This window comes from Micromonospora globosa (assembly GCF_000717585.1).
Lineage (GTDB): Bacteria > Actinomycetota > Actinomycetes > Mycobacteriales > Micromonosporaceae > Micromonospora > Micromonospora aurantiaca.
The window spans coordinates 13,008-32,514 of sequence record NZ_JNZR01000030.1 but is presented as its reverse complement, the minus strand read 5'-3'; the positions used below and the strand labels follow the sequence as shown (position 1 = coordinate 32,514).

The 19,507-nt window shown below is 74.7% G+C and carries 12 protein-coding genes; 4 read left to right on the top strand and 8 right to left on the bottom strand.

From position 1 onward, the window contains the following. Window positions 1-98: 98 nt before the first annotated feature. The 4 genes from IF06_RS0124705 to IF06_RS0124690 all read right to left on the bottom strand — a co-directional run bounded on the left by IF06_RS0124705 (window position 99) and on the right by IF06_RS0124690 (window position 8,860). Window positions 99-3,503, bottom strand: coding sequence for an ATP-dependent helicase (locus tag IF06_RS0124705; RefSeq protein WP_013288422.1), 3,405 nt, complete (start codon window positions 3,501-3,503; stop codon window positions 99-101). After that, window positions 3,500-7,204 carry an ATP-dependent helicase gene (locus tag IF06_RS0124700; protein WP_084588847.1) on the bottom strand — a complete coding sequence of 1,235 codons (3,705 nt, stop codon included), beginning with the start codon at window positions 7,202-7,204 and terminating at the stop codon, window positions 3,500-3,502. Before IF06_RS0124700 ends, IF06_RS0124705 begins: the two co-directional genes overlap by 4 nt. Window positions 7,205-7,447: 243 nt before the next feature. Then, the gene (locus IF06_RS0124695; protein WP_013288424.1) at window positions 7,448-7,993 is read right to left on the bottom strand and encodes a TIGR00730 family Rossman fold protein; all 546 of its coding nucleotides are present in this window, start codon (window positions 7,991-7,993) and stop codon (window positions 7,448-7,450) included. A 3-nt stretch (window positions 7,994-7,996) separates the two neighbouring features. Continuing rightward, on the bottom strand, window positions 7,997-8,860 hold the full coding sequence (locus IF06_RS0124690; protein WP_013475238.1) for a TIGR00730 family Rossman fold protein: 864 nt from the start codon (window positions 8,858-8,860) through the stop codon (window positions 7,997-7,999). 173 nt (window positions 8,861-9,033) lie between these two features. Between IF06_RS0124690 and IF06_RS34025 the strand changes: the two genes are divergently transcribed. Continuing rightward, the gene (locus tag IF06_RS34025; protein ID WP_013288426.1) at window positions 9,034-9,195 is read left to right on the top strand and encodes a hypothetical protein; all 162 of its coding nucleotides are present in this window, start codon (window positions 9,034-9,036) and stop codon (window positions 9,193-9,195) included. 48 nt (window positions 9,196-9,243) lie between these two features. Here the strand turns inward: IF06_RS34025 and dapE are convergent, their stop codons facing one another. After that, entirely contained in the window at window positions 9,244-10,317 is a 1,074-nt protein-coding gene (gene dapE, locus IF06_RS0124680; RefSeq protein ID WP_030273854.1) for a succinyl-diaminopimelate desuccinylase, read from the bottom strand. A 102-nt stretch (window positions 10,318-10,419) separates the two neighbouring features. On the opposite strand from dapE, the gene dapD reads away from it, so the two are divergent. Then, window positions 10,420-11,379 (top strand): 2,3,4,5-tetrahydropyridine-2,6-dicarboxylate N-succinyltransferase, encoded by a 960-nt coding sequence (dapD, locus tag IF06_RS0124675; RefSeq protein WP_013288428.1) that lies wholly within the window; start codon window positions 10,420-10,422, stop codon window positions 11,377-11,379. Window positions 11,380-11,436: 57 nt separating this feature from the next. Here the strand turns inward: dapD and IF06_RS0124670 are convergent, their stop codons facing one another. After that, a complete protein-coding gene (locus tag IF06_RS0124670) occupies window positions 11,437-14,766 on the bottom strand; it encodes a S8 family serine peptidase (RefSeq protein ID WP_198039685.1) in 3,330 nt (1,109 codons plus the stop codon). 161 nt (window positions 14,767-14,927) lie between these two features. Here IF06_RS0124670 and IF06_RS0124665 point away from each other — a divergent pair, with 161 nt between their 5' ends. Beyond that, window positions 14,928-15,494, top strand: coding sequence for a sugar O-acetyltransferase (locus IF06_RS0124665; RefSeq protein ID WP_030273850.1), 567 nt, complete (start codon window positions 14,928-14,930; stop codon window positions 15,492-15,494). 83 nt (window positions 15,495-15,577) lie between these two features. Further along, a complete protein-coding gene (locus IF06_RS0124660; protein ID WP_030273848.1) occupies window positions 15,578-18,163 on the top strand; it encodes a hypothetical protein in 2,586 nt (861 codons plus the stop codon). A 47-nt stretch (window positions 18,164-18,210) separates the two neighbouring features. Here the strand turns inward: IF06_RS0124660 and IF06_RS0124655 are convergent, their stop codons facing one another. Both IF06_RS0124655 and IF06_RS0124650 read right to left on the bottom strand, forming a co-directional pair. After that, the gene (locus IF06_RS0124655; protein WP_030273846.1) at window positions 18,211-18,858 is read right to left on the bottom strand and encodes a nucleoside/nucleotide kinase family protein; all 648 of its coding nucleotides are present in this window, start codon (window positions 18,856-18,858) and stop codon (window positions 18,211-18,213) included. Continuing rightward, a complete protein-coding gene (locus tag IF06_RS0124650) occupies window positions 18,858-19,502 on the bottom strand; it encodes an SIMPL domain-containing protein (protein ID WP_013288433.1) in 645 nt (214 codons plus the stop codon). Before IF06_RS0124650 ends, IF06_RS0124655 begins: the two co-directional genes overlap by 1 nt. Window positions 19,503-19,507: the final 5 nt, after the last annotated feature.

Below are 19,507 nucleotides of genomic sequence, written 5' to 3'. Positions count from 1 at the left end.
CCCGGAGAACTCCGGACACAACAAAGAGCGCCTGGGGCCACAATCCGCCAGGCGCACACAGAGTCTCTGGAAACCAAAACTGCAACCCAGCCAACGTATCACGGATTCGCGCGCTCCGGGAGATCCCCCGGGATTTCCGGCACGGCGGCCACCAAGGCGGCCAGTCCCTCCGCGTCGAGCAGATCGGCCGGGCGGACGGTGGCGGAGTCCCGCACGTAGTGGAACGCGGCGCCGACCCGGTCCACCGGCACCCCGGCCAGTTCCGCCCAGGCCAGCCGGTACACAGCCAGCTGCACCGCCGCCGCGTCGGCCTCCCGGCCGGCCGGCTGCCGCCCGGTCTTCCAGTCGACCACGTCGTAGCGCCCACCCGGGCGGGCGAACACGGCGTCCATCCGCCCCCTGATCACCACCCCGGCGATGACAGTGGCGAACGGCACCTCCACCTCCACCGGCACCCGGTCGGCCCACTCGCCGGCCAGGAAGCGCTCCTGCAACTCGGCCAGCGCCTCGTCCGGGGCCGCGTCCTCGTCCGCCGCGCCGGGCAGCTCGTCCACGTCGAGTAGCCGGTCGGTGCCGAAGCGCTGCTCCAGCCAGGCGTGGAACGCGGTGCCGCGCCGGGCGTACGGGTTCGGTTCGGTCGGCATCGGGCGGCGCAGCGTACGGGCCAGCGCCTCCGGGTCGCGGCGCAACGCCACGAGCTGGGTCACCGAGAGCTGGCCGGGTAGTTCGACCTCGACCGCCTCGGCCTGCCGGGCCAGCTCCGCCCGCTCGGCGAGCAGGAGATCGGCCTCGCGCCGCCAGCGGGCCACCTCGGCGTCGTCCGCCGCTCCCGTGGTGGCGAGCACTGCCGCCTCGCGACGGGCCGTCTCCGGGTCGGCCAGGTGGCGGCGGACCAGCGCCGCCGCCTCGGTCAGCGCCGGGCGGCGGGTGCCCAGCGGGTCGGCCGGCCACTCGGCCCGCAGCACCGTCTCGGTGGTCGGGTTCACCGCGTCCCCGGCCGGCTCCGGCGTCCACGCGTCCACCACGTGCCCGTCCCCGCCCGCCAGGCAGGCGTCGTGCACCTCCCGCAGGAACACCGACGGGCCGCGGAACCGCTTGGTCCCCTCCCCCCACCAGTAGCCGGAGCAGAGCAGCAGCCGACGCGGGCGGGTCACCGCCACGTACGCCAGCCGGCGCTCCTCCCGCTCGTCGTGCGCCCGCCAGGCGTCGGTGAAGTCGGTCAGCGCACGGGCCACGCCGCGCTGGTCCTCCGCCTCCGGCAGGGCCAGCTCGGGCAGCCCGTCCGCGTCGCCGCGCAACGGGAACGGCAACACGCCCAGCCCGCCCAGCCAGTGGTCGGAGTTGCGGACCGGCCCCGGCCAGACGCCCCGGGTCATCCCCGCCACCGCCACCACGTCCCACTCCAGGCCCTTCGCGGCGTGCGCGGTGAGCACCTGCACCGCGCCGGCCACCACCTCGACCTCGCCGGGCGCCAGCCCGCGCTCCTCGTCCTCGGCGGCGGCCAGGTAGGCGAGGAAACCGGCCAGCGTGGCGCCGGGCGTCTCGCCGCTGAACCGGGCCGCCACGTCGCCGAGCGCGTCCAGGTGCGCGCGGGCCAGCCCGGCGTCGCCCGCGCCGTCCCGGCCGGCCCGGACCGCCACCTCGACGTCGAGCCCGATGGTCCGCTCGATGTCCGCGATCAGCTCCGGCAGGGACTGGTCCAGCCGGTAGCGCAGCAGCGCCAGCTCCATCCCGTACGAGCGCAGCCGCGCGTAGCCCTCGGCCGAGTACGCCTGCGCCGGCCCCAGGTCCGCCAGCGCCTCCACGAGCGTCGCCTCGTCCAGCGCGTCCACGGTGATCTCCGGGCCCTCGTCGCCGGTGAGCTCCCGGCGGCTGCGGGCGATGGCGCGGGCCCGGCGGTGCAGGGCGACCAGATCACGCGGGCCGATCCGCCAGCGCGCGCCTGTCAGCAGCCGCAGCAGCGCCGCCCCGTCGGTCGGGTCGGCGAGCACGCGCAGCGTGCACACCACGTCCCGTACCTCAGGGGTGTCCAGCAGCCCACCCAGGCCGACCACGTCGACCGGCAGTCCGCGGGCACGCAACGCCGCCTCGATCGCCGGGATCTGGCTGCGCAGCCGCACCAGCACCGCAGTGGTCGGGCGGCGGTCGGCCGGGATGTGCTCGGGCAGCGCGCCGGGCATCCCGGCCGCGCCCCGCCAGGCCGCCAGCACGCTGTCCGCGATCCAGTCGGCCTCGTCGGCGTACGTCTCCAGCAGCGCGCAGTGCACGGTGCCGCCGGCCTGCCCGCCCGGCGTGCGGTGCGGGATCGGGTCGCGGACGCTGAGCGCGGCGTGCAGTTCCGGCACCCGCGCGCCGGCCGCCCGCAGCGGCACCGACAGCGTGTTGGCGACGCCGAGGATCTCCGGCCGGTTGCGCCAGCTCGTGGTCAGGCTGAGCACGTCGGCGGGGCTGCCGTCGGTGCGGGCGAACTCGGCCGGGAACCGGTCGAGCGTGCCGGCGCTGGCCCCGCGCCAGCCGTAGATGGACTGGCAGGGGTCGCCGACCGCGGTGACCGGGTGGCCGCCGCCGAACAGCGCGTTGAGCAGCACCACCTGGGCGTGGCTGGTGTCCTGGTACTCGTCGAGCAGCACCACCCGGAACCGGTCCCGCTCGATCACCCCGACGCCGGGATGGTCGCGGGCCACCCGGGCCGCGCGGGCGAGCTGGTCGGCGAAGTCCATCGCCTCGAAGTCGTCCTTGCGCCGGGCGTACGCGCGCACGAGCGGCAGCAGCTTCAGCCGGGTCCGCTGGAGCTGGAGCGCCTTGCGGACGTCGGCGTAGACCCGGCCCGGCCGGGACTGCACGTCGGCGAAGAACCGGCCGGTCCAGGCGGCCAGCTCGTCCGGGTCGACCAGGTGCTCGTCCAGCTCACCGGCGAGCGCCAGCACGGCGTCGGTGATGGTCGACGGCATCCGGTCCACCTCGGACATGTCGCCGTCGTAGTTGCGCACCAGCAGGTCGACGAGCTGCCAGCGGGACGCCTCGGTGAGCAGCCGGGTGGTCGGCTCGTACCCGGCGCGCAACCCGTGCTCGGTGACGATCCGCCCGGCGTACGAGTGGTACGTGGACACGGTCGGCTCGCCCGCCAGCGGGTCGTCGTGCGGATCCCGCCCCTGCCGGCCGAGCCGCCGGATGAGCTGGTCGAGCCGGGTGCGGACCCGGTGCGCCAGCTCGCCGGCCGCCTTGCGGGTGAAGGTGAGGCCGAGGATGTGCTCGGGGCGTACGTAGGAGTTGGCGACCAGCCACATCACCCGCGCGGCCATCGTCTCGGTCTTGCCCGAGCCGGCGCCCGCGACCACCAGCAGCGGCTCCACCGGCGCGGCGATGATCGCGGCCTGCTCCCGGGTGGGCGCCGGCAGCCGCAGCAGCCGGGCCAGCTCGACGGGCGTGTAGCGGGGCCCCGCGTCGGCGGTGCGCGGCGCGGGCGTGGCGGAGGCGCCGAACAGCGCCGGCTGAACAGTCATGAGTTCTCCGGTGGCGGCTCGACCACCTGGCGGCCCTGGCCGGACACCGGGCAGCTGGTGCGTACCGGGCAGACCCGGCACTTGGAGTTGGCCACTGCGGCGAACGTCGAGGCGGCCATCGTGTCTGCGGTACGGCGCACCAGCGCGGTGGCCCAACCGGCCTCCGGGCCCTCCCCGGCCGCGGCCTGCGTCTGCTCCTTGGCGTCCCGCGCGCCGGTGCCGAGCTGCACCAGCGCGGCCCCGCCCGGTTCCTCGCCGAACTCGGTGAACCCGCCCGCCTCCACCGCTGCCTGGTACGCGCCGAGCTGCGGATGCTCGGCCACCTCCCGCTCGGTGACAGCCGTCGACTTGCCGGTCTTCAGGTCGATCACCACGAGCCGCCCCTCGTCGTCGACCTCCAGCCGGTCGACCCGGCCGGTCAGCTCGATCGGACGGGACGGGTCGTCGAGGCGGACCGCGAACTCGTGCTCGATCGCGAGCAGCCGGCGCGGGTTGCCGGCCAGCCAGCGCAGCAGCTTGTCCACCATCGCCTCGGCGCGCTGCCGCTCCGGGCCGGCCATCCACCGGGCGGCCAGCTCGATCGCGTCGAACCGGGCGGCCACGTACTCCAGCAGCGCCTCCCGGTCGACGCTGGCATCCTCGGCCAGCATCGCGGCGGCGTGCACCAGGTTGCCCACGCCCTGCGCGGCGCTGGCCGGGCCGCTGCCGCCGTGCCGTTCCAGCAGCCAGCGCAGGCTGCACCGCAACGCGCTCTCCATCGCCGACGGGGTGACCCGTACCGGCTCGCCCTCGTCGACGAGCGGCCGGTCGTCGGACAGGCCGCGCAGCCCCCACCAGTCGTCCGGATGCGCGCCGGGCACCCCGGCGGCGGCCAGCCGCGCCAGCTCACCCGCCGCCGCGTGCCGCCGGGTGATCGGCGTCGCCGGGTCGGTGACTGCGGTACGCAGCTCCGCCACCAGCGCGGACAGGGTGAGCCCACGCGGCGGCAGGGTGACCGGGAGCGCCGCGGGCGGCCCGTCCTGCGGATGCTCGTCCCCGTGCGGCACCGGCCCGTCCACGATGCCCCCGCGCATGGCCGTACGTGTCGGTCCGTTCCCGGTCGGGTTCGGGCCGTTCGGGTTCGGGCCGTTCGGAGCCGGGCCGGTCGGGTTCGGGCCGGTCGGGGCGGCGCCGCCTCCGCCGGTGGCGGGTGGGTCGGCGGCGGCCAGTTCGTGCAGGAATCGGCTCGGCTGCTCCTCGTGGTCGTCCCCGCCGACCGCGGCGGACGCCACGGCGGTGACCAGCAGCCGCCGCCGCGCCCGGCTGATCGCCACGTGGAACAGCCGCCGCTCCTCGTCCAGCAACGCCGACGTCTGCCCGACCAGGCTGGCCCGCAGCCCGGCGCCGTCGGCGCGACCGGCGAGCACGTCGACGAGCCGCTCCGAGCCGAGCAGGCTGCCGCGCAGGCGCAGGTCCGGCCAGACGCCCTCCTGCACCCCGGCCACCGCGACCAGATCCCACTCCAGACCCTTGGCGGCGTGCGCGGTGAGCAGGCGTACCGCGTCGCCCCGGTCGGCGGCGGCGGCGAGCGTGTCGGCGGGCAGCTCCTGCCCGAGGACGTGGTCGAGGAACACCTCGGTACGCGCGCCGGGCAACCGGTCGGTGAACCGGGCCGCCGCGTCGAAGAGGACGAGAACGGCGTCCAGATCACGGTCGGCGGCCTCGGCCCGCCAGCGCTGGGCGGTCTCGTGCTCGCCGGTGGCCGCGCGTCCCCGGGTGATCGCCCCGGCCCAGCGTTCGGCCAGCCCGCTCTCCCGCCACACCGCCCAGAGCACGTCCTCGACAGTGGCGCCGGGCCGGCCGGCCGTCTCCCGGGCGGTCGCGAGCAGGTGCGCCACGGCCTGCGCGGGGGCCGCCCAGCGACGCTCGATGGTGGCCAGTTCGGCCGGGTCGCGAAGTGCCTCCACCAGCAGCTCGCCGGAGGGACGGCGGTCGCCGCCGGCCAGCGCCAGCGCCCGCAACCCCTGGCGCAGCCGCCGTTCGGCCAGCGGGTCGGCCCCGCCCAGCGGGGAGTGCAGCAGCGCGACCGCCGCCTCCTCGTCCAGCCGGTCGGGTTCGAGCGCGCAGCGCAGCAGGAGCAGCAGCGGGGCGACCGCCGGCTGGAGGTGCAGCGGCAGGTCCTCGCCGTGCACGACGGTCGGCACACCGGCCGTGTGCAGCGCGCGCCGCAGCGACGGCAGTTGCCGGCCGGTGGAGCGGACCAGCACCGCCATCCGGGACCACGGCACGCCGTCGAGCAGGTGCGCCTCGCGCAGGGCGTGCGCCAGCCACGCCGACTCGCTGGTGGCGGACCGGAACGTCCGTACCTCCACCGTTCCGGCGGGCACGCCGGGAAGCGGGCGCAGCCGCCGGTGCCCCGCCGGGCCGCGCAGCCGCCGGGCCAGCCGGGCGGTCGCCGCCAGCAGTTCCGGCCCGGCCCGGTACGAGGTGGTCAGCGTGACCTGCGCCGCCGGAGCACCGGAGGCGGTGCGGAAGCGGTGCGGGAACGTGGTGACGCCCGCCGGGTCGGCGCCGCGGAACGCGTACGTGGACGAGTCCGGGTCGGCAAACGCGACGAGGGACCGGCCGCCTCCGGCCACCACGGCGAGCAGGTCGAGCTGGGCCGGGTCGGTGTCGGCCAGCTCGTCGACGTACACGTGGGTCAGGCGACGACGCTCGGCGGCGAGCAGCTCGGGGTCGTCGAGCAACATGCCGGTGGCGGCGCGCACCAGTTCCGCCGGGTCGTACGCCACCGAGCCCCGGTTGCTCACGTCCCGCAGGGCGAGCACGGCGACGTACTCCCGCAGGAAGCGCGCGGCGGCCGGCCAGTCGGCGCGGCCCAGCTTCTCGCCCAGCCGGGCCAGCTCGACCGGGCCGACGCCGCGCTCCGCGGCACGCATCAGCAGGTCGCGGAGCTGCTGGGCGAACGCCCGGGTACGCAGCGCGGGGCGCAGGTCCTCCGGCCAGCCGACCGGGTCGTCGCCGGGTTCCTCCCCCACCACGTCGAGCAGCTCACGAATGATCAGGTCCTGCTCGGGGCCGGTGAGCAGCCGGGGCGAGGGCTCACCGCGTTCGGCAGCCGCGCGGCGCAGCAGCCCGAAGGCGTACGCCGGGAACGTGCGCACCAGCGGCTCACGGATCACCCGGTGCCCGCCCTCGGCGATGCGCGCCTCGATCCGGTGGCGCAGTTCGGTGGCGCCGCGCCGGCCGAAGGTGAGCACGAGGATCCGCTCCGGGTCGACACCCTCGGCCACGCGGGCCGCGACCGCCTCGACGAGCGTCGTCGTCTTGCCGGTGCCAGGGCCGCCCACGACGAGCATCGGCCCGTCGGTGTGCGCGATCACCTCGGCCTGCACCGGGTCCACCGCACGCACACGGCTCAGGCCCTGCCCGGCCCCGGTCTCCCGGGTCTCGTCGCCAGTCCGCGCTTCTTCGCCCCCCGCATCCGGCGTGGTGGCGGGTGGGGCAGCTCCGCGTGTGCCGGTGCCGGGTGTCGCGGGAGTCGTGGCGTCGGCGGGCGGCGTGATGGGCTCCGGGTGTGCGGCATCGCCCGCCGACCCCCCGGATCGCGGCTCCGCATCAGCCGGCCCACCGGGCCGACCCACCCCCTGCCCCGCCCCGGCGTCGTGGGTGACCCCCGCCTCCGCGCCGCCGGGCCGGCGCACCAACCGGTACGCCTGCATCACCGACATCCCACCACGCCGGTACGACACCCGGAAACCGACCGCCGTCCCGGCCGTCACCAGCTCACCTGCCCGCAGCGTGCACCACTGCCCGGCTCTGCCACACACCCCTAGATCAACACCACCTCGGGGAAATGGCCACATCACACACGCCCGGACACCACCACCTCCCCGAAATGGTGTCGATCAAGCCCGCCGAAACGGTGGTGAACAAGGACGGGCCGACCGGGCGGGCGGGGTGGGTCAGGTCAGGCGGGTGTCTATCAGGTCCAGGGCGGCGGGGACGCTGTCGGCGACCAGCAGCAGGTCCAGCGCGGCCGGCTTGAGGAACCGCTGCTCACCGAGCCCGCGGATCCAGTCGAGCAGCGGCCGGTAGAAGCCGTCGACGTCGACGATCACCATCGGCTTGGCGTGCAGGGCCAGGGTGGCGGTGGTCCAGACCTCGAACAGCTCGTCGAGCGTGCCGAGCCCGCCGGGCAGCGCCACGAACGCGTCGGACTTCTCGTCCATCAGCGTCTTGCGGCTGGCCAGGCTGTCGGTGACCAGCAGCTCGTCGGAGTCCAGGTCGGCGACCTCCAGGTCGACCAGGGACTGCGGGATGACGCCGACGGTGCGACCGCCGGCCGCCCGCGCGCCCTGCACCACGGCGCCCATCATCCCGACGCAGCCGCCGCCGCTGACCAAGGTGTGGCCGCGCCGGGCCAGTTCCTCACCGGTCTCGGTGGCGAGCGCCAGCCAGCGGGCGTCGAGGGTACGGGAGGACGCGCAGAAGACACAGACGTTGGCCACGGGTCAGCTCCGTCCCGCCGGGCCCTCGGGGGCGGCCTCGGCGGCCGCGCGCTGGTCGGCGGCCACCCGGGCGACCGCCTCCTCGCGGACCGCTTCCTGCTCGGCGGAGAGCACGGCCTCGGCCTCCACGATGTGCCGGACCGCCTCGTTGACGTCGTCGGTGAGGCGGATCAGGTCGAGGTCGGCCGGACCGATCTTGCCCTCGGTGGCCATGGTGCCGCGCAGCCAGTCGAGCAGGCCCTGCCAGTAGTCGGTGCCCATCAGCACGACCGGGAAGCGGGTCACCTTGCCGGTCTGCACCAGGGTGAGCGCCTCGAACAGCTCGTCCAGGGTGCCGAAGCCGCCGGGCAGCACCACGAACGCCTGGGCGTACTTGACGAACATGGTCTTGCGGGCGAAGAAGTAGCGGAAGTCGATGGCCAGGTCGACCCAGTCGTTGAGGCCCTGTTCGAACGGCAGCTCGATGCCGAGCCCGACGGAGAGGCCACCGGCCTCACCGGCGCCCCGGTTGGCGGCCTCCATCACGCCGGGACCGCCGCCGGTGATCACCGCGTACCCGGCCCGGGCCAGCGCGCCGCCCAGTTCCTCGGCCATCCGGCACTCGGGGCTGTCCGGCTTGCTGCGGGCGGAGCCGAACACGCTCACCGCCGGGGGCAGGTCGGCGAGGGTGTCGAAGCCCTCGACGAACTCGGACAGGATCCGCAGCGCGCGCCAGGCGTCCTTGGTCTTCCAGTCGCTGCGTCCCCGGGAGTCGAGCAGCCGCTGGTCGGCCGTACTCGTCGGAATCGCCCGGTTGCGCAGCGTCACCGCGCCGCGATGCCGTTCTCCCCGGTGCCGCTCCCCCCGCTGGCCGCGCCCGGCCGACATTCCGCTGCTCTCGCCCATGGGGTCACCGTAGTAGAGCGGCTCCGGCGGGGCGCGCAGGCCCGGGAGCCGAAGAAATCTTTGGGATCCGGGCAACTAATTCGGTCGCACGTACGTCTTACTATTCACATACCCGGTATACCCCGGGCGACGCGCCTTCGGGGGAGGAGCCAGCGTTGATCAGTAACAGCGAGATGATCCGGATCCGCCGTCAGATGCAGCGGCGGATCCGTGACGTGGTGGCCGAGCGCCGCCGCGCCCGGATGATGGAGACCCACCGGTCCGACCTGACCGGCGAGACCGGCGAGGCGGAAGCACCCCTGACGACGACCGTCTGACGGTCCCGGGGTCCGCGAGGCGGGCGCGGACCCCGGGATCGCAGCGCGTCAGGCCGGGGCCAGCCAGCGGTGCAGCGTCGCCGCGCCGTCCCGGATCTTGGTCAGTTCGACGTGCTCGTCCTTGTGGTGCGCCAGGTTCGGGTCGCCGGGGCCGAAGTTCAGCGCCGGAATGCCCATGGCCGCGAACCGCGCCACGTCCGTCCAGCCCAGCTTGCCGATCGGCGCCGCACCGACCGCCGCCAGGAACTCCTGCGCCGCCGGGCTCTCCAGTCCGGGCGGCGCACCGGCCGCCGCGTCGGTGACCTCCAGCTCGAAGCCGGCGAAGACCTCGCGCAGGTGCGCCTCGGCGCCCGCCGGGTCGCGGTCCGGGGCGTACCGGTAGTTGATCTCGATCTCGCAGCGGTCCGGGATGACGTTGCCGGCCACCCCGCCGGTGATCCGCACCGCGTTGAGACCCTCGCGGTAGTCGCAGCCCTCGATCGTCACCCGGCGGGCCTCGTACGTGGTCAGCCGCCGCAGCACCTCGCTCGCGCCGTGGATGGCGTTGACGCCGTGCCAGGAGCGCGCCGCGTGGGCCCGCTCGCCGTGCGTGGTGACCACCGCCCGCATGGTGCCCTGACAGCCCGCCTCGACGATCCCGTACGTCGGCTCCAGCAGCACCGCGAAGTCGGCCTCCAGCCACTCGGGGTGGCTCTGCGCGACCAGGGTGAGGCCGTTGTACTTCGACTCGATCTCCTCGGCCTCGTAGAAGAAGTACGTGACGTCGTAGCGCGGGTCGGGCAGCGTCACCGCCAGGTGCAGCGCGAAGGCGACCCCGGACTTCATGTCGGAGGTGCCGCAGCCGTACATCAGGTCGCCACGCATGGTCGAGGGGAAGTTGCCGTTGAGCGGAACGGTGTCCAGATGGCCGGCGAGCACCACGCGCTGCGCCCGACCCAGGTCGGTCCGGGCCATGACGGTGTTCGAGTGCCGGTAGGTGGTCAGGTGCGGCACACCGCGCAGCACCTCCTCGACGCAGTCGGCGATGGCCTTCTCGTTGAGGGATACCGACTCGATGTCGACCAGGGCGCGGGTCAGCGCCACCGGATCGGCCAGGACCTCGGGGGTCAACGGGTTCTGCATGTCTCGCACGGTACCGTCATCCTCGGTGGGCGCGAGGGACACGTGCCGCGCCCCCGGCCGCGAGCAGCGGCGGACGCCGCCGCCGGAACGAGAGGTGACACAGTGACGTCCGCACCATCCGCCTGGGGCATCGGCCTGGCCACCGTCACCGCGCAGGACCAGGTGCTCGACACCTGGTACCCGACCGGCAAGCTGGGTCTGGGCGAGCTGCCTCTGGTGCCCGGCGAGGACCGGGCCGACGTGCTCGACCTGCCTCCGGGCGCGATCGGGGAGCGGGCGCTGCCCGGGTTGCGCACTGTCGAGGTGACCACTGTGATCGGCTCGCTGGACGACCCGATCAAGGACGCCGCCGACGCGTACCTGCGGTTGCACCTGCTCTCCCACCGCCTGGTGCGGCCCAACGAGCTGAACCTCGACGGCATCTTCGGCAAGCTGGCGAACGTGGCCTGGACGTCGGCCGGGCCGTGCCCGCCGGAGCGGGTGGACGAGCTGCGTGTCATCGAGCGGGCCGCCGGCCGCCACCTGTCCGTGTACGGGGTGGACAAGTTCCCCCGGATGACCGACTACGTGGTGCCGTCGGGGGTGCGGATCGCGGACGCGGACCGGGTCCGGCTGGGCGCGTACCTGTCGTCCGGCACCACCGTGATGCACGAGGGCTTCGTCAACTTCAACGCCGGCACGCTCGGCACCTCGATGGTCGAGGGCCGCATCGTGCAGGGTGTGGTTGTCGGCGACGGTTCCGACATCGGCGGCGGCGCCTCGATCATGGGCACGCTCTCCGGCGGCGGGACCGAGAAGGTGCGCATCGGTGAGCGGAGCCTGGTCGGCGCGAACGCCGGTGTCGGCATCACGCTCGGCGACGACTGCGTGGTGGAGGCGGGCTGCTACATCACCGCCGCCTCGAAGATCACCCTGCCGGACGGCCGGACGGTCAAGGCCCGCGAGCTGTCCGGCGTCGACGGGCTGCTGTTCTGGCGCAACTCGGTGACCGGCGCGCTGGAGGCGAAGCCCCGCACCGGCCAGGGCATCGCGCTCAACGCCGCGCTGCACGCCAACGACTGAGCCGTACCCCCGTCCGGGTCCGCGACGGCGACCGCCGCGCGGACCCGGACGGCCGGCTCACCGCAGGCGGTACGCCTGGATGATCCGCTGGGTCACGGTGTTGCCGGCGTCGTCACGGGCGGTGGCCCGCAGCGACGCGTACCCCGGGCCGGCCGGGTGCCGGACGGTGGCCGTCCACGCCCCGCCCTGCTTCTTCAGCGCCGCCTTCTGCCAGGTCTTGCCACCGTCGTAGGAGACGTCGACGGTGAGCGCCACGACCCGGCCGGACGGCGCGCCGGGCTGACGCTGCACCGTCACCGGCACGGTGAACGTCCGGCCCGCCGGGGCCGAGCTGTCCGCCGCCAGCGGCGGGGTGAACCGGACCGCCATGGCCGGCAGCCGGGCCGGCACGTCGCCCGGTACCCGCTTGGAGCGGAACGTCCAGCTCGCCGTGACCTCGGTGCTCAGGTCGGTGAAGCCGCGCGTCGCACTGGTCTCCAGCCGGTAGTTCGCCGTTCCCGGCGGCACTGTGAACTCGCCGTAACCCGGGTAGGGCGACTCGTCGACAAGCTTGCCGTTGCGGTAGAGCCGGGTGTGCTCGGTGTCGTTGAGCGAGCCGCCCGGGTGCCCGGCCGCGTCGCTGTGCACCGGCAGCGAGACGATGACGGTGTCGCCGGTACGGGTGATGCCCTGCTCCGGCCACTGCGGCTGCGGGAAGGACGGGCCGAACGGGGCCTTGTTCCACTCGTCGCGGTAGCTGTGCCCGGCCTGATAGCGGGTCGGCACTCGTTCCAGCGCCGCCCGCGGCTCCAGCCAGCCCTCCTCGGCCCGCTCACCGAAGGCCAGCTCGGCGCTCCAGCGGGTCCGGGTGACGCTGAGGTGGTCGATCCGCTTGCCCGGCACCTGGACGGGCAGGACGATCGCCGAGCCGCCCATGTTGTAGTCGCGCTCCGCGTAGACGACCAGTTCGTTGTCCATCCCGGCGTAGCCGGCGGCGAACCGGTTCGTGACGGTGGCCAGGTCGGCCGGCCGGTAGTGCCGGACGAAGCCGGTCGGGAACCGGCCCGGGAACAGGTCGTTCAGGCCGTAGAAGTACGGGCTGCGCTCGGGCGCTGTCGGCTCGACCCACTGGCTGGCGAGCGCGCCGACGAAGACCTTGTCGGAGACGGTACGGCCGATCTGGGCCGAGTAGAGGCCCTCGAACCTGTCGGTCCACAGCCCGAAGCTGTTGTAGTAGTCGCCGAATCCCCAGGCCGCTGTGAGGTCGATCAGCAGTGGCGCCGCGCCGCGCTGCGGCACCGTGGTGCGGATCGGCTTCGCCCGCCGGGCGTCCAGCGCGAGCCGCTGGTTCCCGGCCACCACCAGTTCCGGCTGGGCGAGGAAGGAGACCTCCGACCAGCCCTGGTCACCGTCGACGAAGATCAGGCTCTGTACGCCGTACCGGCCCTTCGGCACCCGGATCCGGGTCTCACCGCCGGCGCCGTAGACGTCCCGGTAGGTGCCGTCGTCGAGCCCGAGCAGGACGGTGTAGTACCCGTCGGTCAGGGCACCGGAGCGGTTGCGGTGGGTCACGGTCAGGTCGTAGCTCTCCACCTCGCGGTCGACAGCGAGCGGGGTCACCACCACCGCGTCGCCGGCGCGGGCGAGCAGGCGGCCGGTCCAGTAGCCGTCGGCGCCGCCGAGCCGGGTGTCGATCACCACTGTCACCTGGGCGCTGTCGCCCGCCGGAACGGTGAGCCGCGAGGTGCTGAGGGTGAGCATGCCGGCCGGCGCGGTCCGCCCGCCCGGTCCGGTGAACTCGGTGCTCAGGTCCAGCGTGAGCGGGGCGGTCCCGCCGTTGCGGTAGATGACGGTCCGGCTGACCGGCTTGTCGTCGGTGTGCGGCCAGGCCGCCACGCCGAACGAGACGGACGCCGGTTCGCTCGTCACCTGCTGGGTGATCGCGCGGGCGACGTCGACCCGGCCCGCACCCTGCTGGAACGCGGTCTGCTCCGGGTGCGGCTTCGCCGAGGCCATCAGCGTCGCCTTGTAGCGCTCGGGCGTCCAGCCGGGGTGCTGCTGGGCGAGCAGCGCGACCGCGCCGGCCACGTGCGGGGCGGCCATCGACGTGCCGGACAGCGAGGCGTACCGGTCCCCCACCGGGTCGCCGATCTGGCCGTGCGCGGCCCGCGCGGCCACGATCTCCACACCCGGCGCGGTGATGTCCGGCTTGATCGCCCCGTCGCCGACCCGGGGACCGCGGCTGGAGAAGTCGGCGAGCACGTCGTCCCGGTCCACAGCGCCGACCGCGAGCGCGGCGTCGGCGGTGGCCGGCGAGCCGACCGAACCGTCGGCGCCGTCGTTGCCGGCGGAGATCACGAACAGCGTCCCGTGCTGCTCGGTGAGCGTACCGACCGCCTGCTCCAGCGGGTCCACCTCCGGGGTGTCGCCGCCGCTGAGGCTCATGTTGACCACGGTGGCGTGCTGCTCGGCCGCGGCCCACTGCATGCCGGCCAGGATGGCCGACTCGGTGCAGCCGTAGACCTCACAGACCTTCCCGGACAGCAGCGTGGCGTCCGGCGCCACGCCCCGGTACTTCCCGCCCGAGGCGGCGCCGCTGCCGGCGATGGTGGAGGCCACGTGCGTGCCGTGTCCGACGATGTCGTCCGGGTCCGCCTCCTCGGTGAAGTTGCGCGACTCGGCGACCTTGCCGGCCAGGTCCGGGTGGCTGAGGTCGACGCCGGTGTCGAGCACCGCGACCCGCACGCCCTTACCGGTCCAGCCGGCGGCCCACGCGGTCGGCGCGCCGATCTGCGGCACGCTGTGGTCGAGTGTCAGCCGCCGCCGGCCGTCGAGCCAGATCCGGTCGACACCCCCCGCCGCGTCGAGCCGGGCGCCGGAGCGGTCGGCGCTCACCGCCTTCCAGAGCGCGCCGGTGTCGCCCTTGTCGGCGACGACGGCCGCGCCGGCGATCGCCGGCAGGTCGCGGGTCACCCGCGCGCCGGCGAGCGGGGCCGCCGTCCGCCGGGCCACCCCCGGCCGGTACGTCACGAGCAGCGGTACGCTGCCGCGCCGCGCGTCGTCGTACCCGGCCTCGATCAGCCCGCTCACGTCGAACAGGCGCCGGTCGAGCTTGCCGGCGCGGACCAGCGGGAGCGCGTCCTGCGGCAGCACGGTGAGCCGGTCGCGCTCCCGCCCGACCAGGAACTGGATGCCGGCGCGGCCGGCGCCGGGGCGTACCGCGGCGCGGCCGCCCGAGGCGACTGTGACCCGGTCGCCGGTGATCAGGGTGACGGTGACCGGGCCGGCGCCGGGCTGGGCGGACGGGCCGGTAGGGGCGGACGGGCCGGTCGGCGCGGTGGGCGCGGCGGCCAGCGCGGGCACCGGCAGGCCGAGCGCCAGCGCCAGGCCGAGGCCGAGCGCCGTCATCTTTCTGCGGTTCCGGAGCAACCTTCCTCCTTCGTCGGACGTTTCATCGATGAGAGACACATCGACGCGGGTATCAGGATTGCATACCGCGTATGCATCGGGAAGTCGCCGATCCGACGGAACCGCCGCCCCGGTCCCGGGCGGGCCGGGACGATCGAACAATGACCTCCATGAAGGACCGGATGCTGGCCGGCGAGCAGTACATCGCCGACGACCCCGCGATCATCGCCGATCTGGAGCGCGCGGCCCGGCTCGGCGAACGCTTCAACCGCAGCTCCGCCGACGACCCGGCGGGCCGCCTCGCCGCGCTGCGCGAACTGCTCGGCTCGCTCGGCGACGACGCCTGGGTCCGGCCGCCGCTGTACTGCGACTACGGCTTCCAGACGCACATCGGCCCGCGCACCTTCGTCAACTTCAACGCGGTCCTCCTCGACGTCGCCCGCATCACCATCGGCGCGGACGTCCAGATCGGACCGAACGTGCAGCTGCTCACCGCCACCCACCCGGTGGAGCCGGAGGCGCGCCGGGCCAAGTGGGAGTCGGCCCAGCCCATCACCATCGGTGACAACGTCTGGCTCGGCGGGGGCGTGATCGTGCTGGCCGGGGTGACCATCGGCGAGAACACGGTGGTCGGCGCCGGCGCGGTGGTCACCCACGACCTACCGGCCAACGTGGTGGCGGTGGGTAACCCCGCTCGCCCGATCAGGAACCTGGGCCAACCGTCCTGAGCTGCGGGAACAACCGTTCCAGCGGATGCGGATTCCCGTCCGGTCACGCACTCTGGGTAGTAGTGCGTTTACCGGGAGGCACAATGGAACGGGTCCTCGAACTGCGGGTGCATGGGGTCTCCAACACCCCGCCGGATCAGCTGCTCGGCCTGACCGCCGGTGTCAACGGTGACGGTGCGCAACCAACACTGGTCGCCGGCGGTCAGACCACCGGCTTCTACCGGTCCAGCACCGCCGGCCGGGACGACCCGATCACGGTCGAGGCGTACAGCTGGGGGCAGTTGACCTCCGGCGCGCGGACCCGGCGGGACGTGGAACGGGCGCTGTGGACGCTGATGCTCCCTTTCGCGCTGGCGAACGTCGCGCTGCACGCCCGCGCCGGCATCCCGCCCGACCCGGACCAGGAACGCTGGGCCAGCCGGTCCGGCATCACCGCCTGGTTGATCCGCCTGTTCTGCCTGAGCCTGACCTGCACGCTCGTCGTCACAGTGACCGGTGTCGGAGTGGACCTGGTCGGCTGGCAGTGCGTGGACGCGGCCTGCCTCGGCCGGCTCCCCGGCCCGTGGGAGTTCCTCGGCGACTCCTGGTGGCGCGAGGGCACCCGGGCGCTCGCGCTGGGGCTGCTGCTGCCGCTGCTCGTGCTGGCCGCGATCGGGCTCGTCGCCTTCCGCACCTACCAGTACGAGGCGCAGATGCCCGCCGACCCGCACCACCACGCGCCGGCCCGGGAGAATGGTGAGCCGGTCGAACGACCGAACCCGCGCGAGCCCCCGCAGAACCCGCTCCAGGACCCGACGTTCTGGAACGGGGAAGGGCAACTGCGCCGGGCCGCCGTGCTGCACCTGTGCACCGGCGCCGTCAGCGCCGCAGCCGTACCGGTCGCCGCGGTGCTGATCATGGATCCGCCGCGCGGCGTACGGGCCGCCGTCGCCTGGCCCACCGTGGCGCTGCTCGCCGCCGTGGTGGTGATCGCCGTGGTAGCGGTCGCCCGGCCCTGGCTGAGCCGACGGCAGGGCGCCACCCCGCTCGGCCGGTGGAGCGCGGCGGTCGCGACGCTCACCGCGCTCGGACTGGTCGGGGCGTTCGTCCTGCTGCTGCTCCCCGACGGGGCGGCCGGGCAGCCGCTGTCGGCGTACCGGCCGCCGGACGGGTGCGCGGCGCAACCGGACACCGCCGGCTGTCGCGCCGACCGGTCACTGCCCGGGTACGACACCGCGATCGCCTGGCTCGTCGCGTACCAGGTGCTGTTGCTGCTCGCCATCGCCGCGGCGAACCGCTCCGGCCGCCGGGCGCTGATCGGACCCGCCACCGGGATGCTGCTGCTGCCGCTCGGCGCGACATGGATCGAACGCGGCCTGCCCGTGCTGCCCGCCGCACCGGACGAACTGCACACCTGGATGCTGGTCGGCCCGGCCGTCGCGCTGGCCACCGCCGGACTGTTCCTGCCCCGTCTGCGGCCGGCGGTGCCGACCCAGCCGCTCGGCGCGTACACCGATCTCGCCTGGCACGGCTGCGCCCCGGCGGTCATCGCCGGGTTCGGCTGGATGATGGCGGTGGCGTACTGCGCCGGGCTGCTCTACTGGGTCAGCGACCGGCTCGACGCGTCGGCCGAGCCGAGCGGCCCGAGCCGGGTCGTGCCGCCACTGGCCGTCTTCTGGGCCGGGCTGGCCTGCGCGATCGGCCTGGCCGCGCTGATCGCGCTGCTGATCCGGGCCGTCGTCCTGCTGCACCGGCTGCGCCGGGTCGAGTACGCCGGGCTGGCCGCCACGCCCGGCCTGTCCGCGCACGACCTGCGGCGCTGCCGCGACGTCAGCACCTACCGGGCACTGCACCGGCTGGTCGGCGAGCACGCCGTGCGGCTCGTGGGCTGCTACGCCGCGTTCTGCGCGATCCTTGTCACCCTCTGCTGCGCCGCCGCGCTGTCCGGCGAACGGCCCAGCCCGCTGTCCCCGTCCGGCTGGCAGACCGCCATCCACTGGACCGCCGAGCGCGGCGACACGCTCCTCGGCTGGCTGCCGGTGGTGATGGCGGCGCTCGGGCTGCTCGTCTACCGCACCGACTCGGTACGCCGCTCGGTCGGCGTGATCTGGGACGTGTGCACGTTCTGGCCCCGGGCCGCGCATCCGCTCGCGCCGCCCAGCTACGCCGAACGCGCCGTACCGGAACTCCAGACCCGGGTCGCGGGGCTGCTGGCGCTGCCGCCGCACCACGGCGACCGGATGGACGGCGTCATCCTCTCCGGGCACAGCCAGGGCACCGTCATCTGCGCCGCGGTACTGCTGCAACTGCCCCGCCGGTGGCGGCGACGGACCTGGTTCTTCTCCTACGGCTGCCAGCTCACCCGGCTCTACGGACGGGTCTTCCCGTCCTACTTCGGGCCGGAACGGCTGCGGGCGCTGGCCGGCGCGCTCACCTGGCCCGGCGGGCACGTGGCCTGGACGAACTTCTGGCGGGACACCGACCCGCTGGGCTGGCAGGTCAGCGCCGGTCAGCGGGACGTGCCGGTGGCCGACCCGGAGGCGCTGCACCCGTCCGGCGGCGAGGTGGCCGACCCGCCCATCCGCAGCCACAGCGGCTACCCGGAGGCGGTGGAGTTCACCCGCGAGCGGGCGGTGGTGTCCAGGCTGCTGCGCCGCACCGTGCCGTCACCCCGGCAGCGGACCGGCTGACCTCGCCCGGCCTCCCGCCCGCGACGGACCGGCGCCCCGGCCCGGCGTCACGCCTGCGGCGGGTCGGCCAGGCGTACCACCAGGTCGGCGTGCCCGGCCGTGCCCGCGACCCGCCGGGCGTTCTCCTCGTCGCTGCCCAGAGCCCACGCGCGGGCCTGCTCCGGCGACTTCCCGTACGCCTCGTGGCGCGCGGTGAGCCGGCGCAGCCGCAGCTCCGCGTCCAGGTCCAGGAACCAGATCTGGTGTACGAGCGTGCGCACCTCCTCCCACGGGTCGTCCCGCAGCAGCAGGTAGTTGCCCTCGGTGACCACCAGGCGCACCTCGGGCGGCACCTCGATCGCCCCGGCGACCGGTTCCTCCAGGTCGCGGCGGAACTCCGGCGCCCACACCGACGTCGGTTCCACCCGGCGCAACCGGCGTAGCGTGGAGACGAAGCCGTTGACGTCGAACGTGTCCGGCGCGCCCTTGCGGTCGGCCCGGCCGAGCCGCGCCAGCGCCGACCCGGCCAGGTGGAAGCCGTCCATCGGGACCAGCCGGGCGACCGGGCCGAGCGCGGCCACGATCCGTTCCGCCAGCGTGGACTTGCCCGCGCCGGGCGCGCCCGCGATGCCGAGCAGCTGACGCGGGCCGTCCTCGGCCAGCGCGCGCGCCCGGGCGACGAGTTCGTCGAGCCCGAGCACCTCCGCCTGTGGCATCAGCCCAGCACCGGCTCGCTGATGGTGAACCGCGCCTCGACCGCCGCCTGCACCGGCTGCGGCGCCGGGTCCAGCTCCAGCTCGCGCTCCGGCTCGCCGGAGCGCGAGTACGCCGCCCCGACCATCATCATCGGCGGCCCGGCGCTCATCCCGGTGTCGGACAGCTCGCGCAACGCGATCACCTGGGCGCCGAGCGCCTCGGCGTACTCCCGGGCCCGGACCAGCGCGTCGGCGATCGCGGCCTGCCGCGCCTCCCGGTAGGCCGGGCTGTCCGGACGCAGCGACCACACCGGCCCGGCCACCTCGACCTGCTCCTGGTCGGCCAGGCGGAGCATCAGGTCACCGAGCGCGGTGAAGTCGGTGGTCGTCACTGTGGTGCTCACGCTGCCCTGGTAGGCCACCACCCGCTCGCCGGCGCGCTTCGTCACCGGCCAGACGTGGACCTGGCCGGTCTCCCGGCGCTCCACCACGGGCCCGGCCGCGTCGAGCAACGCGCGCACCGCGGCGGCCCGTTCGGCCAGCCGGGTCAGTGTGGTCTCCCGGTCCCGGTCCCGCGCCACCGCTGTCACGGTGAACCGGGCCAGCTCGGGAGCCACCTCCCGGTACGCCTCACCGCGTACCGCCACGACCGGTGCGTCAGCCATGCCGC